A 24,123-nucleotide genomic window follows, 5' to 3' on the forward strand; every position below is an offset into this window, starting at 1 on the left:
CGTTCGTGGATCGGCTTGCAGTTCCAACGCCAACCGTTAACCTGAGCGCCAATTGCCCTGGCGCCGACTGCCAGGGCGTCACTTGCATGAGGTTCGTGCGTCCATGCTGCATTTTTTGCCTGCCCCATTGCTTGGTCTGCTGGGCAGTACCTTGCTGGCTCTTAATACGCTGTTCTGGTGCTGGCCGCTGTTCGCGGTGACCCTGCTGCGCATCATCCTGCCGGTGCCACTGGTAAGGCGCGGCTGCGACCGGCTGATGACTTTCATTCACGAAGGCTGGATCAGCTGCAACAAAGTGTGGATGCAGCTGCTCGGCAACACCCGCTGGCGCCTCGAGGGCGCGCAGGGCTTCGACTACCAGCACTCCTACCTGGTGACCAGCAACCACCAGAGCTGGGTAGACATCCTGGTGCTGCAATACCTGTTCAACCGACGCATTCGCCCGCTCAAGTTCTTCCTCAAGCAGGAGTTGATCTGGGTGCCGGTGATCGGCCTGTGCTGGTGGGCGCTTGGCTTTCCATTCATGAAGCGCTACTCCAAGGAGTACCTGGCCAGGCACCCCGAAAAGAAGGGCAAGGACCTGCAGACCACGCGGCGCACCTGTGCCAAATTCCGGCACAACCCGGTGGGGATTTTCAACTTCGTCGAAGGCACGCGCTTCACACGTGCCAAGCATCAGCAACAGCAATCGCCCTATCGCTACCTGCTCAAGCCGAAGGCCGGCGGCCTGGCCTTCGTGCTCGATGCCATGGGCGAGCAGCTGCACGGGCTCATCAACGTCACGCTGCATTATCCGCAAGGCAGCCCGGGGTTCTGGGCGCTGCTCAGCGGCCAGCTGGAAGAGGTCGTGGTGGTCATCGAACAGTTGCCGATCCCGGCACAGTTCATCGGGCGCGCCTATGACCAAGACGAGGCCTATCGCAAAGACTTCCAGCGCTGGATCAACGAGCTTTGGCAAGCAAAAGACGATCAGCTCGCACGGCTGCACCAAGAGCAGCCGTGATCAGCTGAGCGGCTGCGCCTCGGCGTCGTAGAAGCGGAACTGCCGCCGCCCGCCCCGTTTGGCCGCATACATGGCGGTGTCTGCGGCGCGCAGCACATCTTCAATGGTCGTACCGTCAGCGGGCAGGCAGGCTATACCGACGCTGGCCCCCAGGTTGAAGTGCATACCTTCGAATTGCTGTTCGCCGGATATCTGGTCGATCAGCTTGTGCGCCACGGAGGCGGCATCCGACGGGCTGTTGAGGCTGTCGAGAATCACCGTGAATTCGTCGCCCCCTATACGCGCCAGGCGATCATAAGGCCTCAGGCAGGCCTTCAGCTGCCCGCTGACCCAGCGCAATACCTTGTCGCCCGCCTCGTGTCCCAGGCTGTCGTTGATGAGTTTGAAGCCGTCAAGATCCAGAAACAGCAAAGCCGCTTCCTGCCCCGTACGCTCGTTGCGCGAGATCGATGCCTGCAACTCCTGCAGGAACCCACGCCGGTTGAGCAACCCGGTCAGAGCGTCGGTGATCGCCAGCGACTCAAGCTGGCGGTGCAGGTCACGGACCACCGACATATCCAGCGCGAGGAGAATCATTGCCTGCTGGCCGTCGGGCAATGGCGAGCAGGACAGCGCCACCGGCACGCTACGCCCTTCGCGATTGCGCAAATTGGCATCGTGCAGGCGTAGGGTCTCACCACGTTGCCAATGCTGGTGGAAACTCGAGGTGTGCCAATGGTCTTCGTGCGGGGTGTCGATCCAGCCCAGCAGCTCGCTGCCGGCAAGCTCGTCGCTGGTGCAGCCGAGCATGCGCGCGATCGCAGGGTTGGCGAAGCGGATACGCCCATCATCGCCTACAACCATGATGCCTTCGGCAGTGTTATCCAGGATCGACGCATTAAACGCGCGCTCACGCTCCAATTGCTGACTGAGGCGTAGCAGGCTACTGCGGTACTGCTCATGCTCGAGCAGCGCGCGTACCTTGTGCAGCAGAATCGCGGGCTGCACCGGCTTGGACATGAAATCCACCGCGCCGGCGCCGTAACCCTGGCTCAGCACGTCATCGGTCTGGATCATCCCGGAAATGAAGATGATTGGGGTAAAGCGTGTACGTGGGTCTTCGCGCATGCGCCGCGCCACTTCGAAACCGTCCATACGCGGCATCTGCACGTCGAGCAACACCAGGCCCACCTGCGTTTGCGCGAGAAATTCGAGGGCCTTGGCGCCAGAATCAATGCAGTGCACGGGCCGCTCGATCTCTTCCAGCAACTCCTGCATGTCTTCCAGATTTTCCACACGGTCATCGACGACGAGAATGCCCAGCGTCTGATCCTGCTCCTGTACCACACCTACCTCCATGCCCATAACTGCTTACCCAAACCAGCGTCAGTATCGAGCGGCCAATAGCGTCCGCGCCGGCTGGTCCACTCTCAATCAGTCTAGCCACGCTGTGCCACATAGCCATGTATCAGCGGACAGAATCACAGGCATGAAAAACCCCGCCGAAGCGGGGTTCTGGATAACGCAGCGGTGCTTACAGCGGGCGCAGATTGATTTCCACGCGGCGGTTCTGGGCACGGCCCGCTTCGTTGGCATTGCTGGCAATCGGCTGACTCGGGCCGACGCCAGACGCGGAGATGCGCGATGCCGCGACACCATTGGCCGACAGGTACGAAGCCACGCTCTGGGCACGCTGCGCGGATAGACTCTGATTGAGCTGCGCGGAACCGGTGCTGTCGGTATGACCGACGATGTTCACGCCGTTCTTGTTGAATTCCTTGAAGGTCAGTACCAAGGAATTCAGCGTTGGGTAGAAGCTGCCGGAAATATCCGCCGAGTTGCTGGCGAAAGTGATGTTGCCCGGCATGATCAGGGTCAGGTCATTACCGTTACGCTGAACCTGAACACCAGTGCCCTGCAGCTGCTGACGCAGCTTGGCTTCCTGGGTATCGACGTAATAGCCATAACCGCCACCCGCGGCACCACCGACTGCCGCACCGATCAGCGCGCCCTTGGTGCGGTCCTTCTTGCTCGAGGTAGCAGCGCCTACAGCCGCGCCAGCCAAAGCGCCAACCCCCCCATAGATCCCGGATTTTCCGGCCTGGCTCTCGCCGGTATAAGGATTGACTGTACAGCCCGAAAGAACGGCCAAGACGGCGGTCGCGGTGATCAGAGCACGGCACTTATTCATGAACGATTCCTTTGTATTACTGCATGTGGTGACAAACTTTTACCCGCGGCTTCGAGCCACCGAGCCGGGCCAAGTTCCCGCCAAGCCTAACATCAGCACGCTGAAAGTCTGCAAATGGCTGCCCCGCTATGCTCGCACGAAGGGGTTTTCGCGCATCTCATCACCCAAACGGGTGTCTGCGCCGTGGCCGGTCACCACGGTGGCGTCCTCATCCAGGCTATACAGGCGCTGCTTGATGGAGCGCTCGATGCTGGCGTAGTCGCCGCCCCACAGGTCGGTGCGGCCAATGCCTCGACGAAACAGCGTATCGCCGGCGATCAACAACTTGGCTTCAGGAAACCAGAAGCTCATCGAGCCTGGTGTATGGCCCGGCGTGTGCAACGCGACGCCGCAACCACAGGCGAGCGCTTCGTCATCCGCCAGCCACTGGTCAGGCGGTGGAACTGGGATATATGGCACGCCGAACATCTGGCACTGCATTTCCAGATTGTCCCAAAGGAACTGGTCATCTTTGTGCAGGTGCAATGTCGCTCCGGTTTTCTCCTTCATCTGCCCGGAGGCGAGGAAGTGATCGAGGTGAGCATGGGTATGGATGATGCTCACCACCTTGAGGCCTAGAGCCTCCAAGCGCGTCATGATCAACTCGGGGTTGCCACCCGGGTCGACCACCATGGCCTTGCCCGTCACTGGATCGCCAATGATGGTGCAGTTGCATTGCAAGGGGCCGACGGGAAAGGTTTCGCGGATTAAAGCAGGCTTTTTGGCGTGCATAGGCATCCTGGAAGACGGATAAACGTACGCAGATTCTAACCGCGTCGATACCGAGTCATAGCCCAATGTTTAATGCGTTTAATGGGCGCCGGGCAAAGTGGCCGGGAGGACGGCGGAACAGCAATGCGTATCGCAACTTCCACACAATAAAAAGCCGGCCCTTAGGCCGGCTCATGTGTCACTCACCGCAATCAGCGAACGCCAGACTGGCGCAGCGCGGCAGGGGTGTAATCGCTTTCCTTGGCAGGGAAGTTGAACTCGTAGGCGCGCTTCTCCTCGTTTTTCAGACCGAGTGCCAGGTAACGACCGGACAGCAGGTCGTAGATGGCTTCCACGGCGTACCAGGGTACTTGCTTGTCGTAGTAATACTGAGAGTGAGCCTCAGCTACTCGCCACAAGGTGCCACGGCCATCGTAGTGGTCGATGGCAGCGGCTTGCCAAGTATCCTCGTCGAGGTAGAAATCGCGTTTGGCATAAATGTGTCGTTCACCCTGCTTCAGGGTGGCGGTCACGTGCCAGACGCGGTGCAGCTCATAACGCGTCAAATCCGGGTTCATGTGCCCGGCCTTGATGATGTCGGCGTACTTCAGCTTCGGCGAGTCGATGCGGTAGCTGTTATAGGGAATGTAGATTTCCTTCTTGCCCACCAGTTGCCAGTCGTAGCGATCTGGCGAACCGTTGTACATGTCCAGGTTGTCCGAGGTACGCAAGCCGTCCGCTGCAGTGCCCGGCCCGTCATAGGACACCTGTGGCGCGCGGCGCACACGACGCTGCCCGGCGTTGTACAACCACGCCATGCGCGGTTCCTTCACCTGGTTGATGGTTTCGTGCACCAGAAGCACGTTACCGGCCAGACGCGAAGGCGCCGTTACTCGCTGCTTGAAGTAGAACAGGATGTTGCTCGGCTGGCTGGCGTCCACGCCTGGCATCAGCGCGCGGAATGCGAACTCTTCCTGCAGGCTGACCGGGCTGAATGAACCATTGGTCTGTGGCGTCACCTGCACGACGTTACGCCGCGAGCTACCGCCCCGATAACGGGTAATGTGGTTCCAGATCGCCTCCAGGCCATCTTTCGGAATCGGGAACGCATTGCCCATCTGGTAGTCCTGCAAGCCGCTACCACCCGGCACCAGCGTAGTGGCGGTGGCGTTACGCTGGGTTGCAGCCATCAAGTCGGCCGGCACCGTTGCAGTACGGTGGGTTGTAAACACAGGCATCCGGTAGGTTTCCGGATAGCGCTTGAACATTGCGTACTGGCCCGGCGTTAACTTGGCCTTGTATTGCTCGACGTTCTGCGCCGTGATGGTGAACAGTGGCTTCTCGTTGGGGAACGGGTCAGCCAGGAAGCCACCATCGTCCACCGCCCCGGCATTGACCGGCAGCCCGCCCGTCCAGGCCGGAATGCTGCCGTCCGCGTTGCCGGCCTTCTCAGCGCCAAGCGGCGTCAGCGTATTGCCCAACTTCGCCGCTTCATCCTGTGATACCGCCGCCATTACACTGCAGGCCAGCAGTGACAAAGCCATAGCGCCGGTCTGTAACAGTCTTTTTGTTGTTCTCATAACTATTTTCCTATGAATACGGGCGCTTAGAAGTTCATGCCGAAGCTGAGGGCAACGAAGTCGCGATCATCCTGCACGCTATAATCGCCGCCAAAGAAGTTGGTGTAGGCAATACCTGCGGTGTAGGTGTTCTGATATTCCGCATCAAGGCCTAGACTTACGGCCTTGCGACCCTCTTCGAAGTTACCGCCGGGACCTGGCGAGTAACCCTTCACATCATGCGACCACGCCACGTTCGGTTTGAAGTTCACCCCGGCAAAAACGTCGTTGTAATCCCAAATCGCACGCATGCGATAGCCCCACGACGCACTAGTGGTAAAGCCATCGGTGTTACAGTTTTTTGAAAGATTGGCTGTAGACGCACCGTTGGCTGCACCGCCAATGGTGCTCGCGTTGAGGGTTTGACACGTATTCAACGGCCCAGTCGCTGGCAACGCGCCAGGTCCGAATACTGGATCACGGCCATAACGCGTATCGGATTTACTTTCCAGCCCGCCGACGTAGGTCATCCCCACTTCGCCAACCACTGTCATACGGCTCGCGCCCATGACCTGATCGAAGAAGTGGGTGAAGGTGGTTTGTACCTGGGTGACTTCTTTACGACGGTAGCCATGCAAGTCTTGACCCGGTACCCCGTCGAGCAAGGATGCGTTACCGAACAGGCCGCCCAGCGGGCCAACACCTGCGTAGAGAATATCGGTGGTATTTAGCTGTACAGGGGCGTTCGGTCGATAGCTGATTTCACCATTCCATGCAGTGCCGGTAGGCAAGGTAGTGGAAAAGCTCAGGCCATAGAGGCGGATATCCTCAGGATATTCGATGAAGTAACTCGAGTTGCCCGCTACGACTAGCGGGGCCAACTGACCAAAAAGTGGTGCTGCCGCAAAGACAGATGCAGGAGCCCCGGTCGCGCTGAAGATCGGAGCGCGACTGTGATAATTCATGAAGTAGGCGCCGAACTCCGTATCCAGAGCGCCCGCATACCAACGCAATGCCATGCCCCATTGACCGTCGTCTCGAGCATCACGATCACCGCTCCGACGAACCAGAACCCCTTCCTGGTTGATGTCTACGCCATTAGCGGCCAGAGTCGGTAAGAAGGCCCCTGGAATGGATCGTGAGCTATTGAGCAAGCGAAGGTTATTGTCGCAACCATCTGCGTAAACGTCAGGTTGCGAGAAGAATGTACCGCAGTTGTCGACGACAGTCTGATCCCACTCCAGTTGATAGAAGAGTTCTGCGGACAAGTTGTCGGTCAAACTCTGCGACACATAGAACATGTTGACTGGAATGAGGCCTTCTTTAACCTCAGCGCCGGGTCTACGAAATGCCGCCACGTCAACTGGGTTGATGGAGTTGATGCTATTTTGCAGGAAAGTGCTTTCACCCCAACTTACAACCTGCTTGCCGAGGCGCACCGTGCCTGGCTGATCGGCGATGCTGTAGTTGTGATAGACGAATGCATCCAGCAGTTCAGCGCCTGAAGACTTGGCCCCCTCTTTACGATTCGAGTCACTGATATCCTTGAACTCACGCCCTTCGTCCTTGAGTTCAAAGTCATACCAGTATTTGCCTCGTACGAAGACCCCCGTGTCCCCGTATTTCAATTCCAGATCGTGAATACCCTTGAAGATCTTCGAGAATGTCTCGCCGCGTTTGAAGTTCTGACGTCCATCATCGGTGGTCTGAGAAAGACCGCGACCACCATTGTTTACGCCAATCAGATCCTTATCGGCATTCGCCGTCGACCAACTAGCCCCTACCGACAGCGACGAATCGAACTGCCCTTCGATCTCCCCGATATTGAAGTTAACGGCAAATGCCGGGCTGGCGAGAGTTGATGCGAGGCTGACGGCCAGCGGCAGTTTTGCCAGGCGCCAGAACTGCCTTGTTGTGTTGGTCATCGACGCGTCTCCATTTGTTTTTGTTATGGCTGATTGACTATCGCCAGCGAGCTTGTCGATTGATCACTCGAAAGAGTGAATCGCAGTGCTCGAGACACTCTGGCTCGCTGGTTTCGACGGATCAGTCCCATCCGTGACAAGCCAAGAATGGCCTGAAACCAGCAATTAGCAAGCCAAACACTTGTTTGACTGATCAGTCACATTTTTGGCGTTGAAATTCGTGCCTTACAGGGTCGTCAGAAACTCGCTTCCGGCTGCTTGCCATTGCACGATGTCGACGCGAATGCGCTTTTTGTCCAGCTTGCCCACACTGGTCTTGGGAATTTCAGTAACAAGAGCGACGTGAGTGGGAATCGCCCATTTGTTGATACGGCCTTGCTCGACGAAAGGCGCGAGGTGTTCTTTGAGAAGCCTGGCATTTAGCGCCTGCCCTTGCCGGGCAACCACCAGAGCGAACGGCCGCTCTCCCCACTGCGCGTCAGCTACGCCTACTACCGCTACTTCGCCAACCGCCGGATGGCGGCTGATCAAATCTTCGAGCTCCAGCGAGGAAATCCACTCGCCACCGGTTTTGATGACATCCTTGATACGGTCACGGATATCGATGAAACCCATACCGTCCAGTGTCGCTACGTCTCCGGTATGCAGCCAACCATCAGCCCATAGCTCCTCGCCCTTTTCCGGCTCGCGGTAATAGCCCTGGGTCAGCCAGGGTGCGCGCACCACCAGTTCGCCCTGACTTTCGCCATCGGCTGCCAGGCGATTGCCGTCGGCATCCATGATCGCAGCTTCCACGAGTGGTACCGGGATGCCCGCCTTGATGCGGTAGGTGATCTGCTGATCTTCACTGCCGGCAAGCAGTTCGTCGTTCAGGTAGGCACAGGAAATCAGCGGACAGGTTTCCGACATTCCGTACGCGGCTGTCAGCTGAATGCCCCTCGCTTTGGCGGCCTCATACGAGGCGCGATTGAGCGCACTGCCTCCGATGATCATCTTCAGCCCGTTGAAATCATGCCCCTGTGAATTCGGCGCACTGAGCAGCATCTGCAGGATGGTCGGCACGCAATGCGAGAACGTCACGCCCTCGTCCCTGATCAGCCCACAGAGCATGTCCGGCTCGTAGCGACCGGGGTAAACCTGCTTGACCCCCAGCAAGGTGGCGACATAAGGCACGCCCCAGGCATGCACATGAAACATCGGGGTGATCGGCATGTACACGTCGTCACTGCCCATCAAGCGGATGCTATCAAGACTGCCGACGGTGCACGCCAGGGACAATGTGTGCAGCACCAATTGGCGATGAGTGAAATACACGCCCTTGGGGTTGCCGGTGGTGCCCGTTGTATAGAACGTGGTGGCGACGGAGTTCTCGTCGAAATCGGCAAAGTCGTAGGCAGGGCTAGCGGACGCCAGCAGGCTTTCGTACTCGCCGACCAAGCCCGGAAGCTGCGCACGGGTGTCGCTGCCATCGGTGAGCAGCAGCGTACCGGTCACGCTGGTCAGGTGCTCGGCGATGCCTTGATAAAGCGGCACGAAATCACTGTTGACCAGCACGAAACGATCTTCGGCGTGGTTCATGGTGTAGAGAATCTGCTCGGGCGACAGACGGATGTTGATGGTGTGCAACACCGCCCCCACCATCGGTACCGCGAACATGCATTCCAGGTAACGATGGCTGTCCCAGTCCATCACGGCCACCGTATCCCCGGCCTTGACCCCGACCTGATTAAGTACGTTGGCCAGACGCGCCACGCGCTCGTTGAACGTCGTATAGCTGTAGCGCATCTGATCGCGGTAGACGATTTCGCGGTCTTTCTCGTAGCGACTGCCAGAGAGCAGCAGGTGCTTGATCAGCAGCGGAAATTGATGGGCATTCGCGGCGTGAGGGATGATGCGGGTCTGCAGCATGAAGTCACCTGTTCTGGACTATTGTTGGTAGCGACGATTCAAAGCGAAGCCTGACTGGGTTGTTGCGACAGTAGCGTGCTCGCGCGCCAGCTCAATCGGCCAAACGAAAAAATTTGTTGCACGCCAAGACAGCCGGGAGCATGTCGCCCCGCTGTGAAGATCGAGGTAGAACATGTCAAACATAGTCATTGTCAGCGGCGCCCGTACGCCGATGGGTGGGTTCCAGGGCAGCTTGTCAGCGGTCAGTGCCGTGGAACTGGGCGCCACCGCAATCCGCGCCGCGGTGGCCAGAGCCGGTATCACGCCGGCCGATGTGCAAGAGGTCATCATGGGCTGCGTCTTGCCGGCAGGCCTCAAGCAGGGCCCAGCACGCCAGGCCTCATTGGCGGCAGGCCTGCCCAATGCCACCGGCTGCACCACGCTTAACAAGCTCTGCGGTTCAGGGATGAAAGCGGTGATGCTCGCACACGACCTGATCAAGGCGGGCAGCAACGATGTGATGATCGCAGGCGGAATGGAGAGCATGTCCAACGCGCCGTACCTGCTGCCCAAAGCCCGCGGTGGCCTGCGTATGGGCCACGGCGAGGTCAAGGATCATATGTTCTTCGACGGCCTGGAGGATGCTCGCACAGGTCGACTGATGGGCTCGTTTGCCCAGGAAACGGCAGACCGCTATGGCCTCACCCGCGAGGCGATGGACGCCTACGCCATCGAGTCCCTGCGGCGCGCGCAACAGGCGATGACCTCAGGTCTGCTGGCCGATGAGATCGTGCCCGTTACGCTGAATACCCGTCAGGGCGATGTGCACATCAGCGAAGACGAGCAACCCTTGAGTGCCAAGATTGATCGCATTCCCAGCCTGAAACCGGCCTTCAGCAAGGACGGCACCATCACCGCGGCCAATGCCAGTTCCATTTCCGACGGCGCCAGCGCGCTGTTATTGATGACTGCCGAACAGGCCGAGGCACGCGGGCTGAAACCGCTCGCGCGGATTGTCGCGCACGCAACGCATAGCCAGGACCCGAGCGAGTTCACCATCGCCCCAATTGGTGCGATCAGCAGCCTGTTGCGCAAGGTCGGCTGGCACAAGGATGAAGTCGACCTGTATGAAATCAACGAGGCGTTCGCCATGGTCAGCATGCTGGCCATTCAGGAGCACGGCCTCGATCACGCCAAGGTGAACATCTATGGCGGCGCCTGCGCCCAGGGGCACCCAGTGGGTTCGACCGGCTCGCGGATCATCATCACGCTGATCAATGCGCTCCGGCAGACGGGCGGCAAACGGGGTATCGCCTCGCTGTGCATTGGTGGCGGCGAAGCGACTGCCATCGCGGTAGAGCGGCTATAACCCTCAGAGGAGCGCCAGGCGCTCCTTACTTCAGCTCGGTAAACGCCAACTTGATACCCAGCCCCACCAGGACAGCGCCCATCAGGCGGTCGAACCAATGGCCCATGCGCGCGAAGCCATCACGCACCCGCTGCTGGCTGAACAGCATTGCCACCAGGCAGAACCACAGCGCAGTGGCGCCAGCCAAGTAAACGCCGTAAACACCTTGCACAAGCAACGGCGTGTGCGGGTTGATCACTACGGTGAACAGCGACAGGAAGAACAGCGTCGCCTTGGGGTTGAGCCCGTTGGTGACGAAACCGGCGACGAATGCACCGCGAGAGGTTCTTGCGGCCAACGGCACTTGGTTTTGCCCTGCTGAGGGAGCCGCAGGCTTGGCACGCAGCGCCTTGATCCCGATATAAAGCAGGTAGGCGGCCGCCAGCCACTTCAAGGCATTGAACAGCACGATGGACTGGGAAACGATAAGGCCAATGCCCAGCAGCGAATAGGCCACGTGCAGGAAAATCGCCGTGCCGACGCCCGACGCGCAGAACATTCCTATCCGACGACCGTGCGCCACGCTTTCGCGCACCACAACGGCGAAATCCGGCCCTGGGCTGGCAACCGCCAACAGATGAATCAGGGCGACGGTAAAGAACTCCATCCAGTACATAGTGGCTCCGCATCGAATCAGTTGGGTTGAATAGCGCTTCAGAATTCACGGCCCTGCCAGAGTGTTCCGCTCTGACAACACACCCCGCATGCTGATAACAAACAGCTTCTGATAGGCTGCACTTTACTTCCCAACTAGACAGCCAGAAAGGTACAGCTGATGAGGAAAACCGGCCACGCAGTATTTCTTGACTACCGTTCCCTCGACCTCGGCGATCTGGACATGACCCCGTTGCGCGATCAGTTCGCTGAGCTGGTAATGCACGAACAGAGCGCGCCGGAGCAGATCATCGAGCGGCTGCAAGGCGCCAGCGTGGTCATCAGCAACAAGGCGGTGATCGATTCTGCAGTGCTTGCTGCCTGCCCGGACCTTAAGCTGGTACTGGTAGCTGCCACCGGCACCAACAATGTCGATCTAGACGCGGCCCGGGCGCATGGCGTCGCCGTCTGCAATTGCCAGGGCTACGGCACGCCCTCAGTGGCCCAGCACACGTTGACGCTGCTGCTCGCCCTGGCCACCAGCCTGCCGGATTATCAGCGTGATATTCAGGCTGGTGAATGGCAGAAATCACCGATGTTCTGCCTGCTCGACCACCCGATCATCGAACTTGAAGGCAAGACCCTGGGTATGCTCGGCCATGGCGAACTCGGTGGCGCCGTTGCACGCCTGGCAGAGGCCTTCGGCATGCGTGTGCTTTACGGGCAACTGCCAGGCCGCCCATCGCGAGAGGATCGCATGCCGCTGGACGAACTGCTGCCGCAGGTCGATGCGCTTACCTTGCATTGCCCGTTGACCGAGCAAACCCGCAATCTGATCACCTCGCGAGAATTGAACCTACTCAAGCCCGGCGCCTTCGTGATCAATACCGCGCGCGGCGGGCTGATCGACGAGCAGGCGCTGGCCGACGCCCTGCGCGCGGGCACAATCGGCGGCGCCGCCACCGACGTGCTGACTCAGGAGCCGCCCAAGGACGGCAATCCATTGCTGGCTGGTGACATTCCGCGCCTGATCATCACGCCTCATAGTGCCTGGGGCAGCCGTGAAGCCCGCCAGCGAATCGTCGGACAACTGGCAGAGAATGCGGCTGCCTTCATGGCAGGCACGCCCAAACGAAAGGTCAATTGATGCACAAACGCTTTACTGGATGACGGCAGCTGTCTCCCTGGTGGGATCAGCTTCGGCGTAGGGCCTCGCATTACAGCCAACTGTCCTGGGTGTCGCCGCGCTCGCCCCAAGGCTACGGGCCAGTGAGCCGGCGCCTGGATGGGCACTTGCCACCAGGCATTGCTCTGGTGACAAGCTTGTACCTTCACTTGATTGCCAAAACCGCTGAACAGGCTTGTATTGGCACCCTCACTGACCCTACCCTTCGCGCTTTTGCCGGGGGGAGGTCTTATGGATCCGCGAAGTGAAGTGCTGCTGCGTCAGGCCGAACTGTTCGGCGGCTCAGTGCTGCTGGCGGGGCTCCCGGCCGATGATCTACTCGGCCAGCTGCCAATGGCCCTCGGCTGGAGCTGGCACGCCGGCGACCATGCCCGACTCGACGCACGCTTCGCGGAACTCACCACGTTTGGTGTGACCCCGCCACAAGCGCCGTTCGATAGCGCCGTGCTGTTCCTGCCGAAATCCCGCGAGCTGACCAGTTACCTCCTCGACGCCGTTGCCGCTCGCTTGCCCGGTGGAGTCATCTACCTGGTCGGCGAAAAACGTGCTGGCGTCGAGCGTGCCGCCAAACAGATGGCCGCTTTCGGTACGCCCCGCAAACTCGACAGCGCGCGCCATTGCCAGTTGTGGCAAGTGCGTGTCGAACAGGCGCCGGACACGCCCGAGCTTTCCAGCCTCGCGCAACACTACTCGCTGCAGCTCGCTGATGGCCCGCTCAACGTAGTCACCCTGCCCGGGGTATTCAGCCATGGCCGTCTGGATGTTGGCAGCGCCCTGCTGCTGGACTATCTCGACAAGCTGCCAGGCGGCCACTTGCTGGACTTTGGCTGCGGTGCCGGGGTACTGGGCGCGGTGCTCAAGCGGCGTTATCCGGACAGCCGGGTCACCCTGCTGGATGTCGACGCGTTCGCCGTCGCCAGCAGCCGCCTGACGCTGGCCGCGAATGGCCTGCAGGCCGAGGTCATCAGCGGTGACGGCATCGCTGCGGCGCCTGCTGAGCTGAGCGCTATTCTCAGCAACCCGCCCTTTCACCAAGGCGTGCACACTCACTACCAGGCCAGTGAAGACCTGCTACGCCAGGCGGCGAAGCACCTGCGCAAGGGCGGGCAAATTCGCCTGGTCGCGAACCGCTTCCTCAAGTATCCGCCACTGATCGAACAGCACATCGGCGCCTGCCATACCCTGGCTGATGCCAAGGGCTTCCGCATCTACAAAGCCGTCAGCGGCTGACGGTTCGCACTTGCGGCACGGCCGCACAGGCCTTGCCCATAGCGGTTCACTTGGGCAGAATGCGCGCGTCCTAGGGGAGTAGTCTCCCGCGAGCGCCAGCTCGCCCGGCATGCATCAACATACTTGGTCCGCTGACCATGGTGCGTGCGACCCACGATCCGCCGCGACGGATCTGCGCCACTCGGCCACAGCCAGTACGAGTGCCGCACAGGGTTTGACAAGACCTATGACACGAACACCTTACCCGGGGCGGGAAGGCTGTACGTGTCATAGCCGTGTCTACCCGCCCCTGCAGGAACTCTGATGCTGGAATCTCTGTTCGTTCCCACTTTGATCGTTGCCCTGGCGGAAATAGGCGACAAGACGCAGCTGCTCGCGCTGTTCCTGGCGGCGCGCTTTCGCCGGCCGTGGCCGATCATCTGGGGCATGGTGGTTGCTACCCTGGCCAATCACCTGGTGGCAGGTGCAGTAGGCAACTGGGTCGCCGGCCTGCTTTCACCCGCGGTGCTCAGCTGGATACTTGCGGCATCGTTCATCGCCGTGGCGCTATGGACGCTGATTCCCGACAAGCTGGACGATGACGAAAGCTCCAATCTGAAACGCTACGGGCCGTTCCTGACCACCCTGATTGCGTTCTTTCTCGCCGAAATGGGCGACAAGACTCAGGTGGCCACGGTGATGCTCGCCGCGCAGTACCCGCATTTCATGATGGTGGTGATCGGTACCACCCTCGGCATGCTGATCGCCAATGTGCCGGTGGTACTGGCCGGAAACCTCGCCGCTGATCGTCTGCCACTCACCCTGATCCGTCGCCTCGCGGCCGCCGCTTTCGCGGCACTGGCGCTGTATGCGGCCTATCAGGCGATGCTGCTGAGTGGATTGATTAGCGGGTGATCTACAGCACAACAGCGAGATGGCGCGCGGCTGCGCTCGCCCAGTTAACGATCGTCACTGACTCGCTACTGAAGGAGCGCCTGGGCAAGCCAGGCGCTGTATCGCACTCAACGTTCCAGTGCGATCACTTCTTGGCTTGCTGATACAGCGGCATCACTTTCGGGATGGCCGCCTGCAGCGATGCGATGCGACTTGCCGACGACGGATGCGTGCTCATGAACTCGGGCGGGGCGCCCTCACTGGCCTTGGCCATTTTCTCCCACAGCGACACCGCAGCATTGGGGTTGAACCCGGCGCGCGCAGAAAGCTCCAGACCGATCAGATCGGCCTCGTTCTCGTTACCGCGGCTGTTGGGCAGCGTCATGCCGTAGTTCACCGCGGCGTCCGCCAGAGCCATGTTGTCCGGCGTTACCCCCAACAATGCAGCAGCACCCTGTTTGGCAAGGCTAACGCCATAGGCTTTGGACATCGCCTCGCGCCCATGTTCGCGCAGCGCGTGGGCAATCTCGTGGCCCATCACCGCGGCGATCTCGTCATCGGTGAGCTTCAGCTTGTCGATGATGCCGGTATAGAAAATGATCTTGCCACCAGGGCCGCAATTGGCGTTCAACTCGGGGCTCTTGATCAGGTTGACCTCCCACTGCCACTGCGCAGCATCGGGACGGAACAACGGTGCCTGTTTGATCAGACGATCAGCTACACGCTGCAGGCGCTTGGCTTCCGCGCTGTTCTTGTCCAGCACGCCCTTGGAAGATGCCTCCTTGAGGGTCTCCTGATACGACTGTGCGTACATCTGGTTGACCTCTGCGGTCGACAGCGCGCTGAACATGTACTGCTTGCGCTCTACGCCGACCGACCCACCACTGGTGGTGTTGACGGCCTGGCATCCTGCCAACAGCAAGGCCGCAGCCAAAGTGGTGATGGACAACGACAATTTCATGCTGGATCTCCCTAAGTTCTGAGCGACGTATGCTAGGGGCTGTTAGAGGTGCTCGCAAGCACAGTGATCAGGCGGGCGTCAGGCATTCAGGCCCGTCAAGCTTCGGGTCATTGACCAGGTTGCTCAGCACCCGCTCGCGCAGAACCTGCGATGTATCGACGAGTATCGCCTGCAGCTCGTCCAGCGGCGTGTCCGCGGCCAGCCAGCGCTGCTGCTGCTGTTCATTCAAAAGCAGCGGACGGCGCAAGGAAGCCGCCGCCTGGGTGACCATCGCGGTGCTGAAATAAACATGCCCCTCGACCGGGTAGGCTTCCCACAGCGCCGCGAAATACAGCATAGAGTCCTGGCTGCTCAACCAATACGGCCGCTTGCGGGCTGTACCGCGCCACTCATAGAAGCCATTGGCGGGTATCAACCCACGGCGCAGGCGAAATCCCTCGCGAAACATGGGCTGGTCGACCAGGGTTTCAGCGCGGGCATGAGCAGGCGTTTTCGACAGATCCTTGAGCCACGGCGGCGTCAGCCCCCAACGGGCACGCACCAGGGAGCGCTGCTCGCCTTCGGCACGCTGCAGCAAGATCTGCGCACCTGGCGCCAGGTTCCAGTGCGGTTGCTGGCCCTCGGGGAAACCGGGCAGCGCTGCAAAAGCAGGCGTCCAGCGAAACAACGCGAAGCGTCCACTCATGGGGTGACTCGATGGGTATGGCGGACGCACCACTGTTTCAGCACAGCAGCACATCCTGAAAATTATCCGGCTCGTCACCGAGCAAGGGTTGCGCGCCATTGTACTCGGCGATCAGCTGACGGGCGCGCTCGGCATCGCCATCATCGACACACATCGCCAGCAAGCCGCACGCCGGCAACTCACCCACCGCGCCAACCAGGTGACTGCCCGTCAGGTGCGCCTGTATACCTTCACCAGCGAGCATGCCTTTCAACATCTCGCCTTCCATCAGGTCGCGTGGCTCGTAGATGCGCTTCATCAGTCATTCTCCGCACGTGCATCAAGCTGCCACTCCACGCCGTCGGTACTCAGCGAGAAGATGATCGGCCGGCAACACACCGGGCAGTCTTCGATGTACTGCTGATCGCCTCCGGAAAGATCCAGCACGGCCTCGACCGGCTCGCCGCAATAAGGGCATTGGTAATCCTGAGTTTCCAGCATGGGCGCCTCCGTGTGACTTGCAGGGTATAATCGACGGTCTATTGCTGCCTCGAGGGTCGGTTACCGTTACGCCTTAACGGGATCAACGGCGGTGACTCTTCTCAACAAGGCGCTCAACCTCTCAATCGCAGCGACAATCACAAGAGATCATGATGGGCGAATTCGATAGCATCCGACCCTATGCCGACGCGGAAATTCCAGCGGTTCTGGCGCGCCTGTTGGCCGACGATGCGTTCCTCGACATCCTTACCCAGTTTCGTTTCCCGCGCTTGGCGGGGCCTTTCGGCTGGCTGCTCAAACCACTTATAGCTCATCGGCTACGTTCGCAGTTCCGCGCCATCGATTCGGTGAGGACTTTGCAGGACACCATCGAGCCCTACGTGGACCGAACCGTCGAAAAAGCCACCGATGGCGTGACCTATTCAGGGGTCGAAACCCTCAAGTCCGGCAGCGCCTATCTGTTCCTGGCCAACCACCGCGATATCGTCATGGACCCGGCCTTCGTCAATTACGCGGTGTACCACGCCGGGTTGCAGACGCCACGCATCGCCATTGGCGACAACCTGCTGCAGAAGCCTTTCGTCAGCGACCTGATGCGCCTCAACAAGAGCTTTATCGTGCATCGTTCGATCAGCGGTCGCCGCGAGAAACTGGCGGCCTATCAGTTGCTCTCGGCTTATATCAGCCACTCGATCCGCAACGACGGCGAGTCGATCTGGATCGCACAAGCCGAAGGCCGTGCCAAGGATGGTGACGACCGCACCGACTCGGCGATCCTCAAGATGTTTCACATGAGCCGCAAGGACGAGCCGTTCGCCGAGGTGATCGCGAGCCTCAAGATGACGCCGGTGTCGATCAGCTACGAGTATGACCCGTGCGATCTCGCCAAGGCACGCGAGCTCTACACGCGAGCCACCACTGGCAGCTATACCAAGCAACCCGGTGAAGACGACAAGAGCATCGCCCTCGGCATCACCGGCTACAAAGGCCGTGTGCATGTGCATTTCGGCGACCCGCTGACCACTGGCTTCGAAGACGCCAAGCAACTGGCCGCCCTTACCGATGCACACATCCTTACCGGCTATCGCCTGTTCCCCGTGCACTACCTGGCCTATGCGATGTGGAGCGAGCGCGATCCGCAGCTCGACGTCCCGGCTGCCGAGTCGCTGTTCGATGCAACCGAACTCGCAGCCGCCAAGGCGCAGTGGCAACAACGTCTGAGCAACTGTCCCAGCGAGCAGCAGCCTTATCTGGTGTTGCAGTACGCGATGCCGGTGCGCAACCAGTACCGCATCAAGGCCGGCCTGCCACTCTGACAAAGCCTGCAGAAACGAAAAAGCCCCGACATGTCGGGGCTTTTTATTTATTGCGAACGGCTTATTGCCCGCTGAGGATCTGCGACAGGGTCGGATCTTTGAAGGTCCGAGTCAGCGCATCGCTCAGCACATCGCTGACGAGCTTGGTGTTGGTTTCCTGGTTCGGCGCCATGCCGAAGCGCTGATTCAGCGAGGCTCCGTAACGGCCACTGTAACGACGGTTGCTGTTCTGTACATCGGCACGGAAGGTGGCAGTCATGTCGGCCTCGGTCACATACAGGCCTTCTTTGGGCGACTGATACTTCAGCTCGGCAAGCGTCAGGGTCAACTGAGGTGCGTTATACGCATTGGCCGAGGGCGTGAAGCCCAACAAGCGCACGGCAGCTTCGGCTTGCGCCTGCAGCTTGGGCAGCACGTCCTGACCCCGTACGCTGATCGCGCTGGTTTCCGGATACAAGCCACCGCGGGTACCCAATACCGGCGATGGGCGTCCATCGACTACCCGCACCACCACGGGCTGGCCCTGACCGACGGCGGTGAGCGGCCCAAGCAGCTTGGGCTGCGGAGTGATTTGTTGAGGGCTGTGGGCGCACCCGACAAGAGCCAGACTGAAAACGGCAACCAGACCAAACAACAGGCGATTCATACTTGGTTCTCCATGAGGGGCGCTTAAGGCGCCGCAAAGTATAACGAATCGACCTGCAATGGGTGAACGCGGTTCCCGTCATCGACCGGTCACATCCCGGAGGTATAAGACTTTGGTCGCTTTGCACGATGGACGTTTGTTTGATGCGCACGCTCATGGAAAAAATCGCTACACCCACCCCTCCCCGCATCTTCGCCTGCCTGGATGAACAGGGGATCTGCCGTGCATTTCGGCAGAGTGCCCAGCCCCCGGGGGCTGCGAGCTGGCATGAAGTGAACGAGCAACGGCTGACCTGGCTCGGCGTGCCGCTGCCAGAAAGCGCATTTGCCACTCGCACGCCACACGTCTCGCCGTTGGCGACCTGAACGACGCACGCAATAAAAGTCACACAGCGCTGATCAATTCCCTCGCTTTCGCCTTATAATCGCGCCCCGATTACAAGGACGCCTCCTGATCGGCCTCGCCGTACCGCTGATGCACTTCATGCCATCGGCCACGCCACAGAGAGTCGCCCACTTCGTGCTGCTCGATATCGACAGCTCTCCTCGCGCCTGCACCGCGTTCTGCGTTTTCGCGGAACATCTGCGGCCGAGGATGGCTCAACAGGCACATGAACTTTTGAGGTTCGCGTTCCAAAAGAACGTGAAAAAAACGGTTTCAATAACTTCACAAGAGTGTGGCGAACATATGAATCATCTTGCGGCAGGACAAGGCGACTCCCGCCCGTTACCCGAATCCCCAGGACAGCTCTGCAACCACTGACAGGCGCAATTTCGCCCAGGTCGCAGGCCACCGATGGAAGCTGATTTTTTGGAGATGTGGTAATGGCGCAGAACGATTACGAAGCTGTAGATGTAGTGCTGGTTGGGGCCGGCATCATGAGCGCGACCCTGGCTGTGCTGCTCAAGGAGCTCGATCCCGGCATCAAGCTGGAAGTCGTGGAAGCGATGGACGCTGGTGCGGTTGAAAGCTCCAACCCCTGGAATAATGCGGGCACTGGCCACGCGGGTCTATGCGAGCTCAACTACACCCCCGAGTCCGCCGACGGTTCCATCGACATCAAGAAAGCCGTGAACATCAATGCCCAGTTCGAGGAATCGAAACAGTTCTGGGCGTACCTGGTTAAAAAAGGCACCTTCGGATCGCCCAAGGCCTTTATCAACTCGGTTCCCCACCTCAGCTTCGTTCGTGGCCAGGAAGGTATCGACTACCTGAAGAAGCGCTTCGAAGCGCTGCGTGTACATCACGCCTTCGCGGACATGGTGTACAGCGAAGACCGCGACACCATGGCGCAGTGGATGCCGCTGATGATGCCGGGCCGCGATCCGAACGAGCCCATTGCAGCGACACGCGTTGCTAATGGCACCGACGTGAACTTCGGCGCGCTGACCAAAAGCCTGCTGGATTACCTGGTGCAGCAGAGCACTGCGCGCGTTACCTGCAATCAGCGGGTCACCGACCTGACTCGCAACGCCCACGGCTGGCGGGTCAGTACCAAAGACTCGAAGACCGGCAATCATCGCGAGATCCAGGCGCGCTTTGTGTTCCTTGGCGCGGGCGGTGGTTCCCTGCCCCTGTTGCAGATGTCCGGCATACCGGAAGGCAAAGGGTTTGGCGGTTTCCCGGTCAGCGGTCAGTGGCTGCGCTGCGACAACCCGGAAGTGGTCAGCCAGCACCAGGCCAAGGTATACAGCCAGGCCGAAGTAGGCTCACCGCCCATGTCGGTCCCCCACCTCGACACCCGCGTGGTAGATGGCAAGAAATCTCTGTTGTTCGGGCCTTATGCAGGCTTTACCACCAAGTTTCTGAAGAAGGGGTCATTCCTCGATCTGCCGATGTCGGTGCGTTTGAACAATATTGGCCCGATGCTGGCGGTAGCCCGCGACAACTTCGACCTGACCCGCTATCTGGTCAAGGAAGTCATGCAGTCGCAGGAACAGCGCCTGAATACGCTGCGCGGTTTCTATCCGCACGCCAAAGCCAGCGACTGGCGTCTGGAAATTGCCGGGCAGCGCGTGCAGATCATCAAGAAGGACGCCAAGAAAGGCGGCATCCTGCAGTTCGGTACCGAACTGGTTGCCGCCAAGGATGGCTCCATCGCAGCCCTGCTGGGCGCCTCTCCAGGCGCCTCGGTGACGGTCTCGATCATGCTCGACCTGATTCACCGCTGCTTCCCCGAGCAGGCGGCGTCTGCCGAGTGGACCAGCAAGTTGAATGAGATCTTCCCGGCTCCGTCTGCCGTTTTGAGCAGCGACGCCGAGCAGTATCGTGCCGTGCAATCGCACTCGGACGAGCTGCTGCAGCTGAAGGAAACGCTGCCGGCCTGATGACTCAAGCGTGAAATGAAAAGGCGCCTCGAAAGGCGCCTTTTTTTCGTTCATTGATCAACGTCGCCAAACTAGACGCTGCAGCTGCGAAGCAAAAAGCTGCGCACCTGGCGCGCGCCAACAGAGCTGACTGGCGCCAGGCACGGCGGGTCGGATTACTGAAACAACGAGTCTGCAGAGAGGCCATTCTTCTCGAGGATCTCGCGCAGCCGTTTGAGAGCCTCAACCTGAATCTGTCTGACGCGCTCACGGGTCAGGCCGATCTCCTGCCCCACCTCTTCGAGCGTGCAGCTTTCGTGGCCGCGCAGGCCAAAGCGACGCACTACCACTTCACGCTGCTTGTCGGTCAGGTCAGAGAGCCACTGATCGATACTCTGCGACAGATCATCGTCTTGCAACAGCTCGCACGGGTCAGTGGGCCTGTCATCGGTGAGGGTGTCGAGCAGCGTCTTGTCAGAATCAGGGCCGAGCGACACGTCGACTGAGGACACCCGCTCGTTCAAGCCAAGCATGCGCTTGACATCACCCACCGGCTTTTCAAGCAGGTTGGCAATCTCCTCGGGGGACGGCTCGTGGTCGAGCTTTTGCGTCAGCTCCCGCGCGGCACGCAAGTAAACGTTGAGCTCTTTGACCACATGAATGGGCAGGCGGATCGTGCGCGTCTGGTTCATGATCGCCCGCTCGATGGTTTGCCGAATCCACCAGGTGGCATAGGTGGAAAAACGGAAACCGCGCTCAGGGTCGAACTTCTCGACCGCTCGGATCAGGCCGAGATTGCCTTCCTCGATCAGGTCCAGCAGCGACAGCCCGCGATTGACGTAACGCCTGGCAATCTTGACCACCAGACGCAGGTTGCTTTCTATCATGCGCTTGCGCCCGGCGGGATCGCCCTTCTGCGCGAGGCGCGCGAAGAACACTTCCTCTTCCGGACTGAGTAGGGGGGAGAAACCGATTTCGTTCAGATAAAGCTGAGTGGCGTCGAGCGCCCGGGTGTAGTCGATGTACTTGTGCTGCTTGCTGCCAGCTGATTGCTTGGCCTTGCCGCGCGCAGTGGGCTTTGCACCCGCCTGCTCACTTGCTCCATCGTCCAGATCAATGCCGGGCTCCATCAAGAGCACTTCATCGTCGATGTCAAACTCCGGCGCTTCTTTGGTAGTGAGAGCCATTTTATTCTTCCGTCCCTTGCTGAGTTCGACCAGCAAGCTCGAGTACGCCGTTATCCTTGGCACACTAGAGCTCGTTCATCCCACATGAGGGGGTGAACGAGCGACAGATCAGCGACCTGGCAAGTATTGCATCGGATCGACAGGCTTTCCTTGGCGGCGAATCTCGAAGTGAAGCTTCACCCGGTCAGTTCCTGTTGAACCCATCTCGGCAATTTGCTGCCCGACTTTGACCTGCTGCCCCTCACGTACCAACAGCCTGCGGTTGTGGCCGTAGGCACTCACGTAGGTATCGCTGTGTTTGATGATCACTAACTCACCGTAGCCCCGTAACCCACTCCCGGCGTAGACGACAGATCCACCAGACGCAGCAAGCACAGGCTGTCCCAACTCGCCAGCGATATCAATGCCTTTATTTAAACTACCGTTTGACGAATAACGTCCGATAATCGCGCCGGTAGAAGGCCATGCCCAACCTGACGCAGAGCGTTGCACTGACTTGACCGGAGTCGTTGCTGGAGTCGCCACGACAGGCGTAGTGGGCTTGGTCGCAGTCTGCGCGGGAGGCGCTTGAACCGGCGTGGCAGGGCGCGATGGCGTGGTTACGACCGGTGCGCTGATAGCGGGCGCAGTGGCCACTACCGGCCTGCTACTCCCCGAACCAAAGCGAATAACCTGCCCCACGCGGATCAGGTAAGGCGCAGCAATCGCGTTGTGAGCGGCCAGGGCTTTCCAGTCCCAGCCATAACGAAAGGCAATGGAATAAAGTGTGTCTCCTCGTTGCACGCGGTGCTGGCCAGACGTAACGGGCTGGCGTTGCACAGCAGAGCCGTTGCGATCGACTACCTGCACACCGCCAGCCGGCGAACTGGCACAACCTGCCAGCAACGTGCCGAACATGGCTAATGCCAGCAGGTTGCGTAGCGTGCCCGAGATATAGCGCCCTTGATTGGCTGTGAAACTCACCCGTATCTCCCTTGCAGACGGCCTCAAGCGACCCATGACGAACGCTGAAACATCAGACCTCTTGCACCTGGCGACGACGTGCCAGCCACTCCATACCCACTACCAGTACAACAGCACAGCAGCCCAGCACGATGCTCATCAGCACGTGTGCACTTTCGCCGCTCACCTCGGTGAATTGCCAGGGCCACAGATTGACCTGTTCCAGCGGAAACGATTCACCATGACGATTGGTTTGCCAGGTCAGCGTGTGCTTCCACGGCCAGACCTTGACCAGCGACCCCAGCATCAAGCCGGCAAGAAAGGCCATGGTCAAATCACGCATGTGTGCCAGCAGCCAGCTCAGCGCCTTGGAAAAGCTCAGCAAGCCCAGTACGCAGCCAGCGCAGAAAACAGACAGCACCGCCAGGTCGAAATTCTTCAGAGCCCCCAACACCACTGGGTAAAGCCCCAGCAAGACCAGAATGAAACTGCCAGACACGCCCGGCAGAATCATTGCGCAAATGGCCACGGCACCGGCGAAAAACAGCATCAGCGGATCTGCCGATAGCTGCATGGGCGCAGCCAAAGTAATACAAAGCGCCAACGCCAGCCCGGCCGCGAAAGCCACGAAACGGTTGGCTCGCCAGTGGGTCACTTCGCGCCCGACCAGATAAACGGAGACCACTACCAGGCCGAAAAAGAACGCCCAGAGCTGTACGGGATACTCGCTCATCAGATAACTGATAAGCCTGGCCAGAGTGAGAATGCTGGTGAGGATGCCGAGCACCAATACCAACAGGAAGCTGGCATTACATGCCTGCCATGCCTGCTTGATGCGTCCACGTAACAGCAACATGAAAGCCATGGGGATGGCCGCAAGCGATGCCAGGAGCTTGTCGTATATACCGGTGATCAGGGCAACGGTTCCGCCGGAAAAACCCGGCACCACGTCGACAGCCCCCATGGCCATCCCTTTGGTATACAGCAACACGGTTTTCTTCATGCATCCTTCCAG

22 protein-coding genes and 1 riboswitch are annotated in these 24,123 nt (G+C 59.8%); of the genes, 7 read left to right on the forward strand and 15 right to left on the reverse strand.

What is annotated here, in order from left to right:
- Window positions 1-103: 103 nt before the first annotated feature.
- Complete coding sequence (locus tag BLS60_RS05725) at window positions 104-1,003, forward strand: acyltransferase (RefSeq protein WP_092365785.1); 900 nt, start codon at window positions 104-106, stop codon at window positions 1,001-1,003.
- Here BLS60_RS05725 and BLS60_RS05730 read toward each other — a convergent pair whose 3' ends face one another.
- The 6 genes from BLS60_RS05730 to BLS60_RS05755 all read right to left on the reverse strand — a co-directional run bounded on the left by BLS60_RS05730 (window position 1,004) and on the right by BLS60_RS05755 (window position 9,315).
- Window positions 1,004-2,347, reverse strand: coding sequence for a diguanylate cyclase domain-containing protein (locus tag BLS60_RS05730; protein ID WP_092365788.1), 1,344 nt, complete (start codon window positions 2,345-2,347; stop codon window positions 1,004-1,006).
- Between the two features lie 169 nt (window positions 2,348-2,516).
- Window positions 2,517-3,173, reverse strand: coding sequence for a YiaD family glycine zipper/OmpA-like lipoprotein (locus BLS60_RS05735; protein WP_070882273.1), 657 nt, complete (start codon window positions 3,171-3,173; stop codon window positions 2,517-2,519).
- Between the two features lie 126 nt (window positions 3,174-3,299).
- Window positions 3,300-3,944: an MBL fold metallo-hydrolase gene (locus BLS60_RS05740; protein WP_092365791.1), complete on the reverse strand. Its 645-nt coding sequence runs from the start codon at window positions 3,942-3,944 to the stop codon at window positions 3,300-3,302.
- A gap of 191 nt (window positions 3,945-4,135) precedes the next feature.
- On the reverse strand, window positions 4,136-5,503 hold the full coding sequence (locus BLS60_RS05745) for a DUF1329 domain-containing protein (RefSeq protein WP_070882271.1): 1,368 nt from the start codon (window positions 5,501-5,503) through the stop codon (window positions 4,136-4,138).
- Between the two features lie 26 nt (window positions 5,504-5,529).
- A complete protein-coding gene (locus BLS60_RS05750) occupies window positions 5,530-7,407 on the reverse strand; it encodes a DUF1302 domain-containing protein (protein ID WP_092365794.1) in 1,878 nt (625 codons plus the stop codon).
- A gap of 225 nt (window positions 7,408-7,632) precedes the next feature.
- Window positions 7,633-9,315 (reverse strand): fatty acid--CoA ligase, encoded by a 1,683-nt coding sequence (locus tag BLS60_RS05755; protein WP_092365797.1) that lies wholly within the window; start codon window positions 9,313-9,315, stop codon window positions 7,633-7,635.
- Between the two features lie 172 nt (window positions 9,316-9,487).
- Between BLS60_RS05755 and BLS60_RS05760 the strand changes: the two genes are divergently transcribed.
- Entirely contained in the window at window positions 9,488-10,663 is a 1,176-nt protein-coding gene (locus BLS60_RS05760; protein WP_092365800.1) for an acetyl-CoA C-acyltransferase, read from the forward strand.
- A 25-nt stretch (window positions 10,664-10,688) separates the two neighbouring features.
- Here the strand turns inward: BLS60_RS05760 and BLS60_RS05765 are convergent, their stop codons facing one another.
- Window positions 10,689-11,318 carry a LysE family translocator gene (locus BLS60_RS05765; RefSeq protein WP_092365804.1) on the reverse strand — a complete coding sequence of 210 codons (630 nt, stop codon included), beginning with the start codon at window positions 11,316-11,318 and terminating at the stop codon, window positions 10,689-10,691.
- Between the two features lie 159 nt (window positions 11,319-11,477).
- On the opposite strand from BLS60_RS05765, the gene BLS60_RS05770 reads away from it, so the two are divergent.
- From BLS60_RS05770 to BLS60_RS05780, 3 genes are all read left to right on the forward strand, one after another.
- Window positions 11,478-12,443, forward strand: coding sequence for a 2-hydroxyacid dehydrogenase (locus tag BLS60_RS05770; RefSeq protein WP_092365807.1), 966 nt, complete (start codon window positions 11,478-11,480; stop codon window positions 12,441-12,443).
- A gap of 270 nt (window positions 12,444-12,713) precedes the next feature.
- A complete protein-coding gene (locus tag BLS60_RS05775; RefSeq protein WP_092365810.1) occupies window positions 12,714-13,712 on the forward strand; it encodes a class I SAM-dependent methyltransferase in 999 nt (332 codons plus the stop codon).
- A 61-nt stretch (window positions 13,713-13,773) separates the two neighbouring features.
- A riboswitch (yybP-ykoY riboswitch) is annotated at window positions 13,774-13,928 on the forward strand.
- A 90-nt stretch (window positions 13,929-14,018) separates the two neighbouring features.
- On the forward strand, window positions 14,019-14,606 hold the full coding sequence (locus tag BLS60_RS05780) for a TMEM165/GDT1 family protein (RefSeq protein ID WP_092366539.1): 588 nt from the start codon (window positions 14,019-14,021) through the stop codon (window positions 14,604-14,606).
- 124 nt (window positions 14,607-14,730) lie between these two features.
- Here the strand turns inward: BLS60_RS05780 and BLS60_RS05785 are convergent, their stop codons facing one another.
- The 4 genes from BLS60_RS05785 to BLS60_RS05800 form a co-directional block, all read right to left on the reverse strand.
- Window positions 14,731-15,546, reverse strand: coding sequence for a M48 family metallopeptidase (locus BLS60_RS05785; protein ID WP_070882263.1), 816 nt, complete (start codon window positions 15,544-15,546; stop codon window positions 14,731-14,733).
- A 67-nt stretch (window positions 15,547-15,613) separates the two neighbouring features.
- Window positions 15,614-16,231, reverse strand: coding sequence for an SOS response-associated peptidase (locus tag BLS60_RS05790; protein ID WP_092365813.1), 618 nt, complete (start codon window positions 16,229-16,231; stop codon window positions 15,614-15,616).
- 37 nt (window positions 16,232-16,268) lie between these two features.
- Entirely contained in the window at window positions 16,269-16,529 is a 261-nt protein-coding gene (locus BLS60_RS05795; protein ID WP_092365816.1) for a putative signal transducing protein, read from the reverse strand.
- Entirely contained in the window at window positions 16,529-16,711 is a 183-nt protein-coding gene (locus BLS60_RS05800; protein WP_070882260.1) for a CPXCG motif-containing cysteine-rich protein, read from the reverse strand. The genes BLS60_RS05795 and BLS60_RS05800 overlap by 1 nt, the downstream gene beginning before the upstream one ends.
- 152 nt (window positions 16,712-16,863) lie before the next feature.
- Here BLS60_RS05800 and BLS60_RS05805 point away from each other — a divergent pair, with 152 nt between their 5' ends.
- Window positions 16,864-18,027, forward strand: a complete 1,164-nt coding sequence (locus tag BLS60_RS05805) for a 1-acyl-sn-glycerol-3-phosphate acyltransferase (protein ID WP_070882259.1) — start codon at window positions 16,864-16,866, stop codon at window positions 18,025-18,027.
- A gap of 61 nt (window positions 18,028-18,088) precedes the next feature.
- Here the strand turns inward: BLS60_RS05805 and BLS60_RS05810 are convergent, their stop codons facing one another.
- Window positions 18,089-18,673: a YajG family lipoprotein gene (locus tag BLS60_RS05810; RefSeq protein WP_070882258.1), complete on the reverse strand. Its 585-nt coding sequence runs from the start codon at window positions 18,671-18,673 to the stop codon at window positions 18,089-18,091.
- Between the two features lie 824 nt (window positions 18,674-19,497).
- Here BLS60_RS05810 and mqo point away from each other — a divergent pair.
- Complete coding sequence (mqo, locus tag BLS60_RS05820; protein WP_092365819.1) at window positions 19,498-21,000, forward strand: malate dehydrogenase (quinone); 1,503 nt, start codon at window positions 19,498-19,500, stop codon at window positions 20,998-21,000.
- A 155-nt stretch (window positions 21,001-21,155) separates the two neighbouring features.
- On the opposite strand, the gene rpoS is transcribed toward mqo, so the two are convergent.
- From rpoS to BLS60_RS05835, 3 genes are all read right to left on the reverse strand, one after another.
- Window positions 21,156-22,166: an RNA polymerase sigma factor RpoS gene (gene rpoS, locus BLS60_RS05825; RefSeq protein WP_070882255.1), complete on the reverse strand. Its 1,011-nt coding sequence runs from the start codon at window positions 22,164-22,166 to the stop codon at window positions 21,156-21,158.
- A gap of 108 nt (window positions 22,167-22,274) precedes the next feature.
- Window positions 22,275-23,165, reverse strand: coding sequence for a peptidoglycan DD-metalloendopeptidase family protein (locus BLS60_RS05830; RefSeq protein WP_083328685.1), 891 nt, complete (start codon window positions 23,163-23,165; stop codon window positions 22,275-22,277).
- A gap of 16 nt (window positions 23,166-23,181) precedes the next feature.
- Window positions 23,182-24,111 carry a polyprenyl-phosphate transporter gene (locus BLS60_RS05835; protein ID WP_070882254.1) on the reverse strand — a complete coding sequence of 310 codons (930 nt, stop codon included), beginning with the start codon at window positions 24,109-24,111 and terminating at the stop codon, window positions 23,182-23,184.
- Window positions 24,112-24,123: the final 12 nt, after the last annotated feature.

Origin of the sequence: Phytopseudomonas seleniipraecipitans, from assembly GCF_900102335.1 — a bacterium.
Classification (GTDB): domain Bacteria; phylum Pseudomonadota; class Gammaproteobacteria; order Pseudomonadales; family Pseudomonadaceae; genus Aquipseudomonas; species Aquipseudomonas seleniipraecipitans.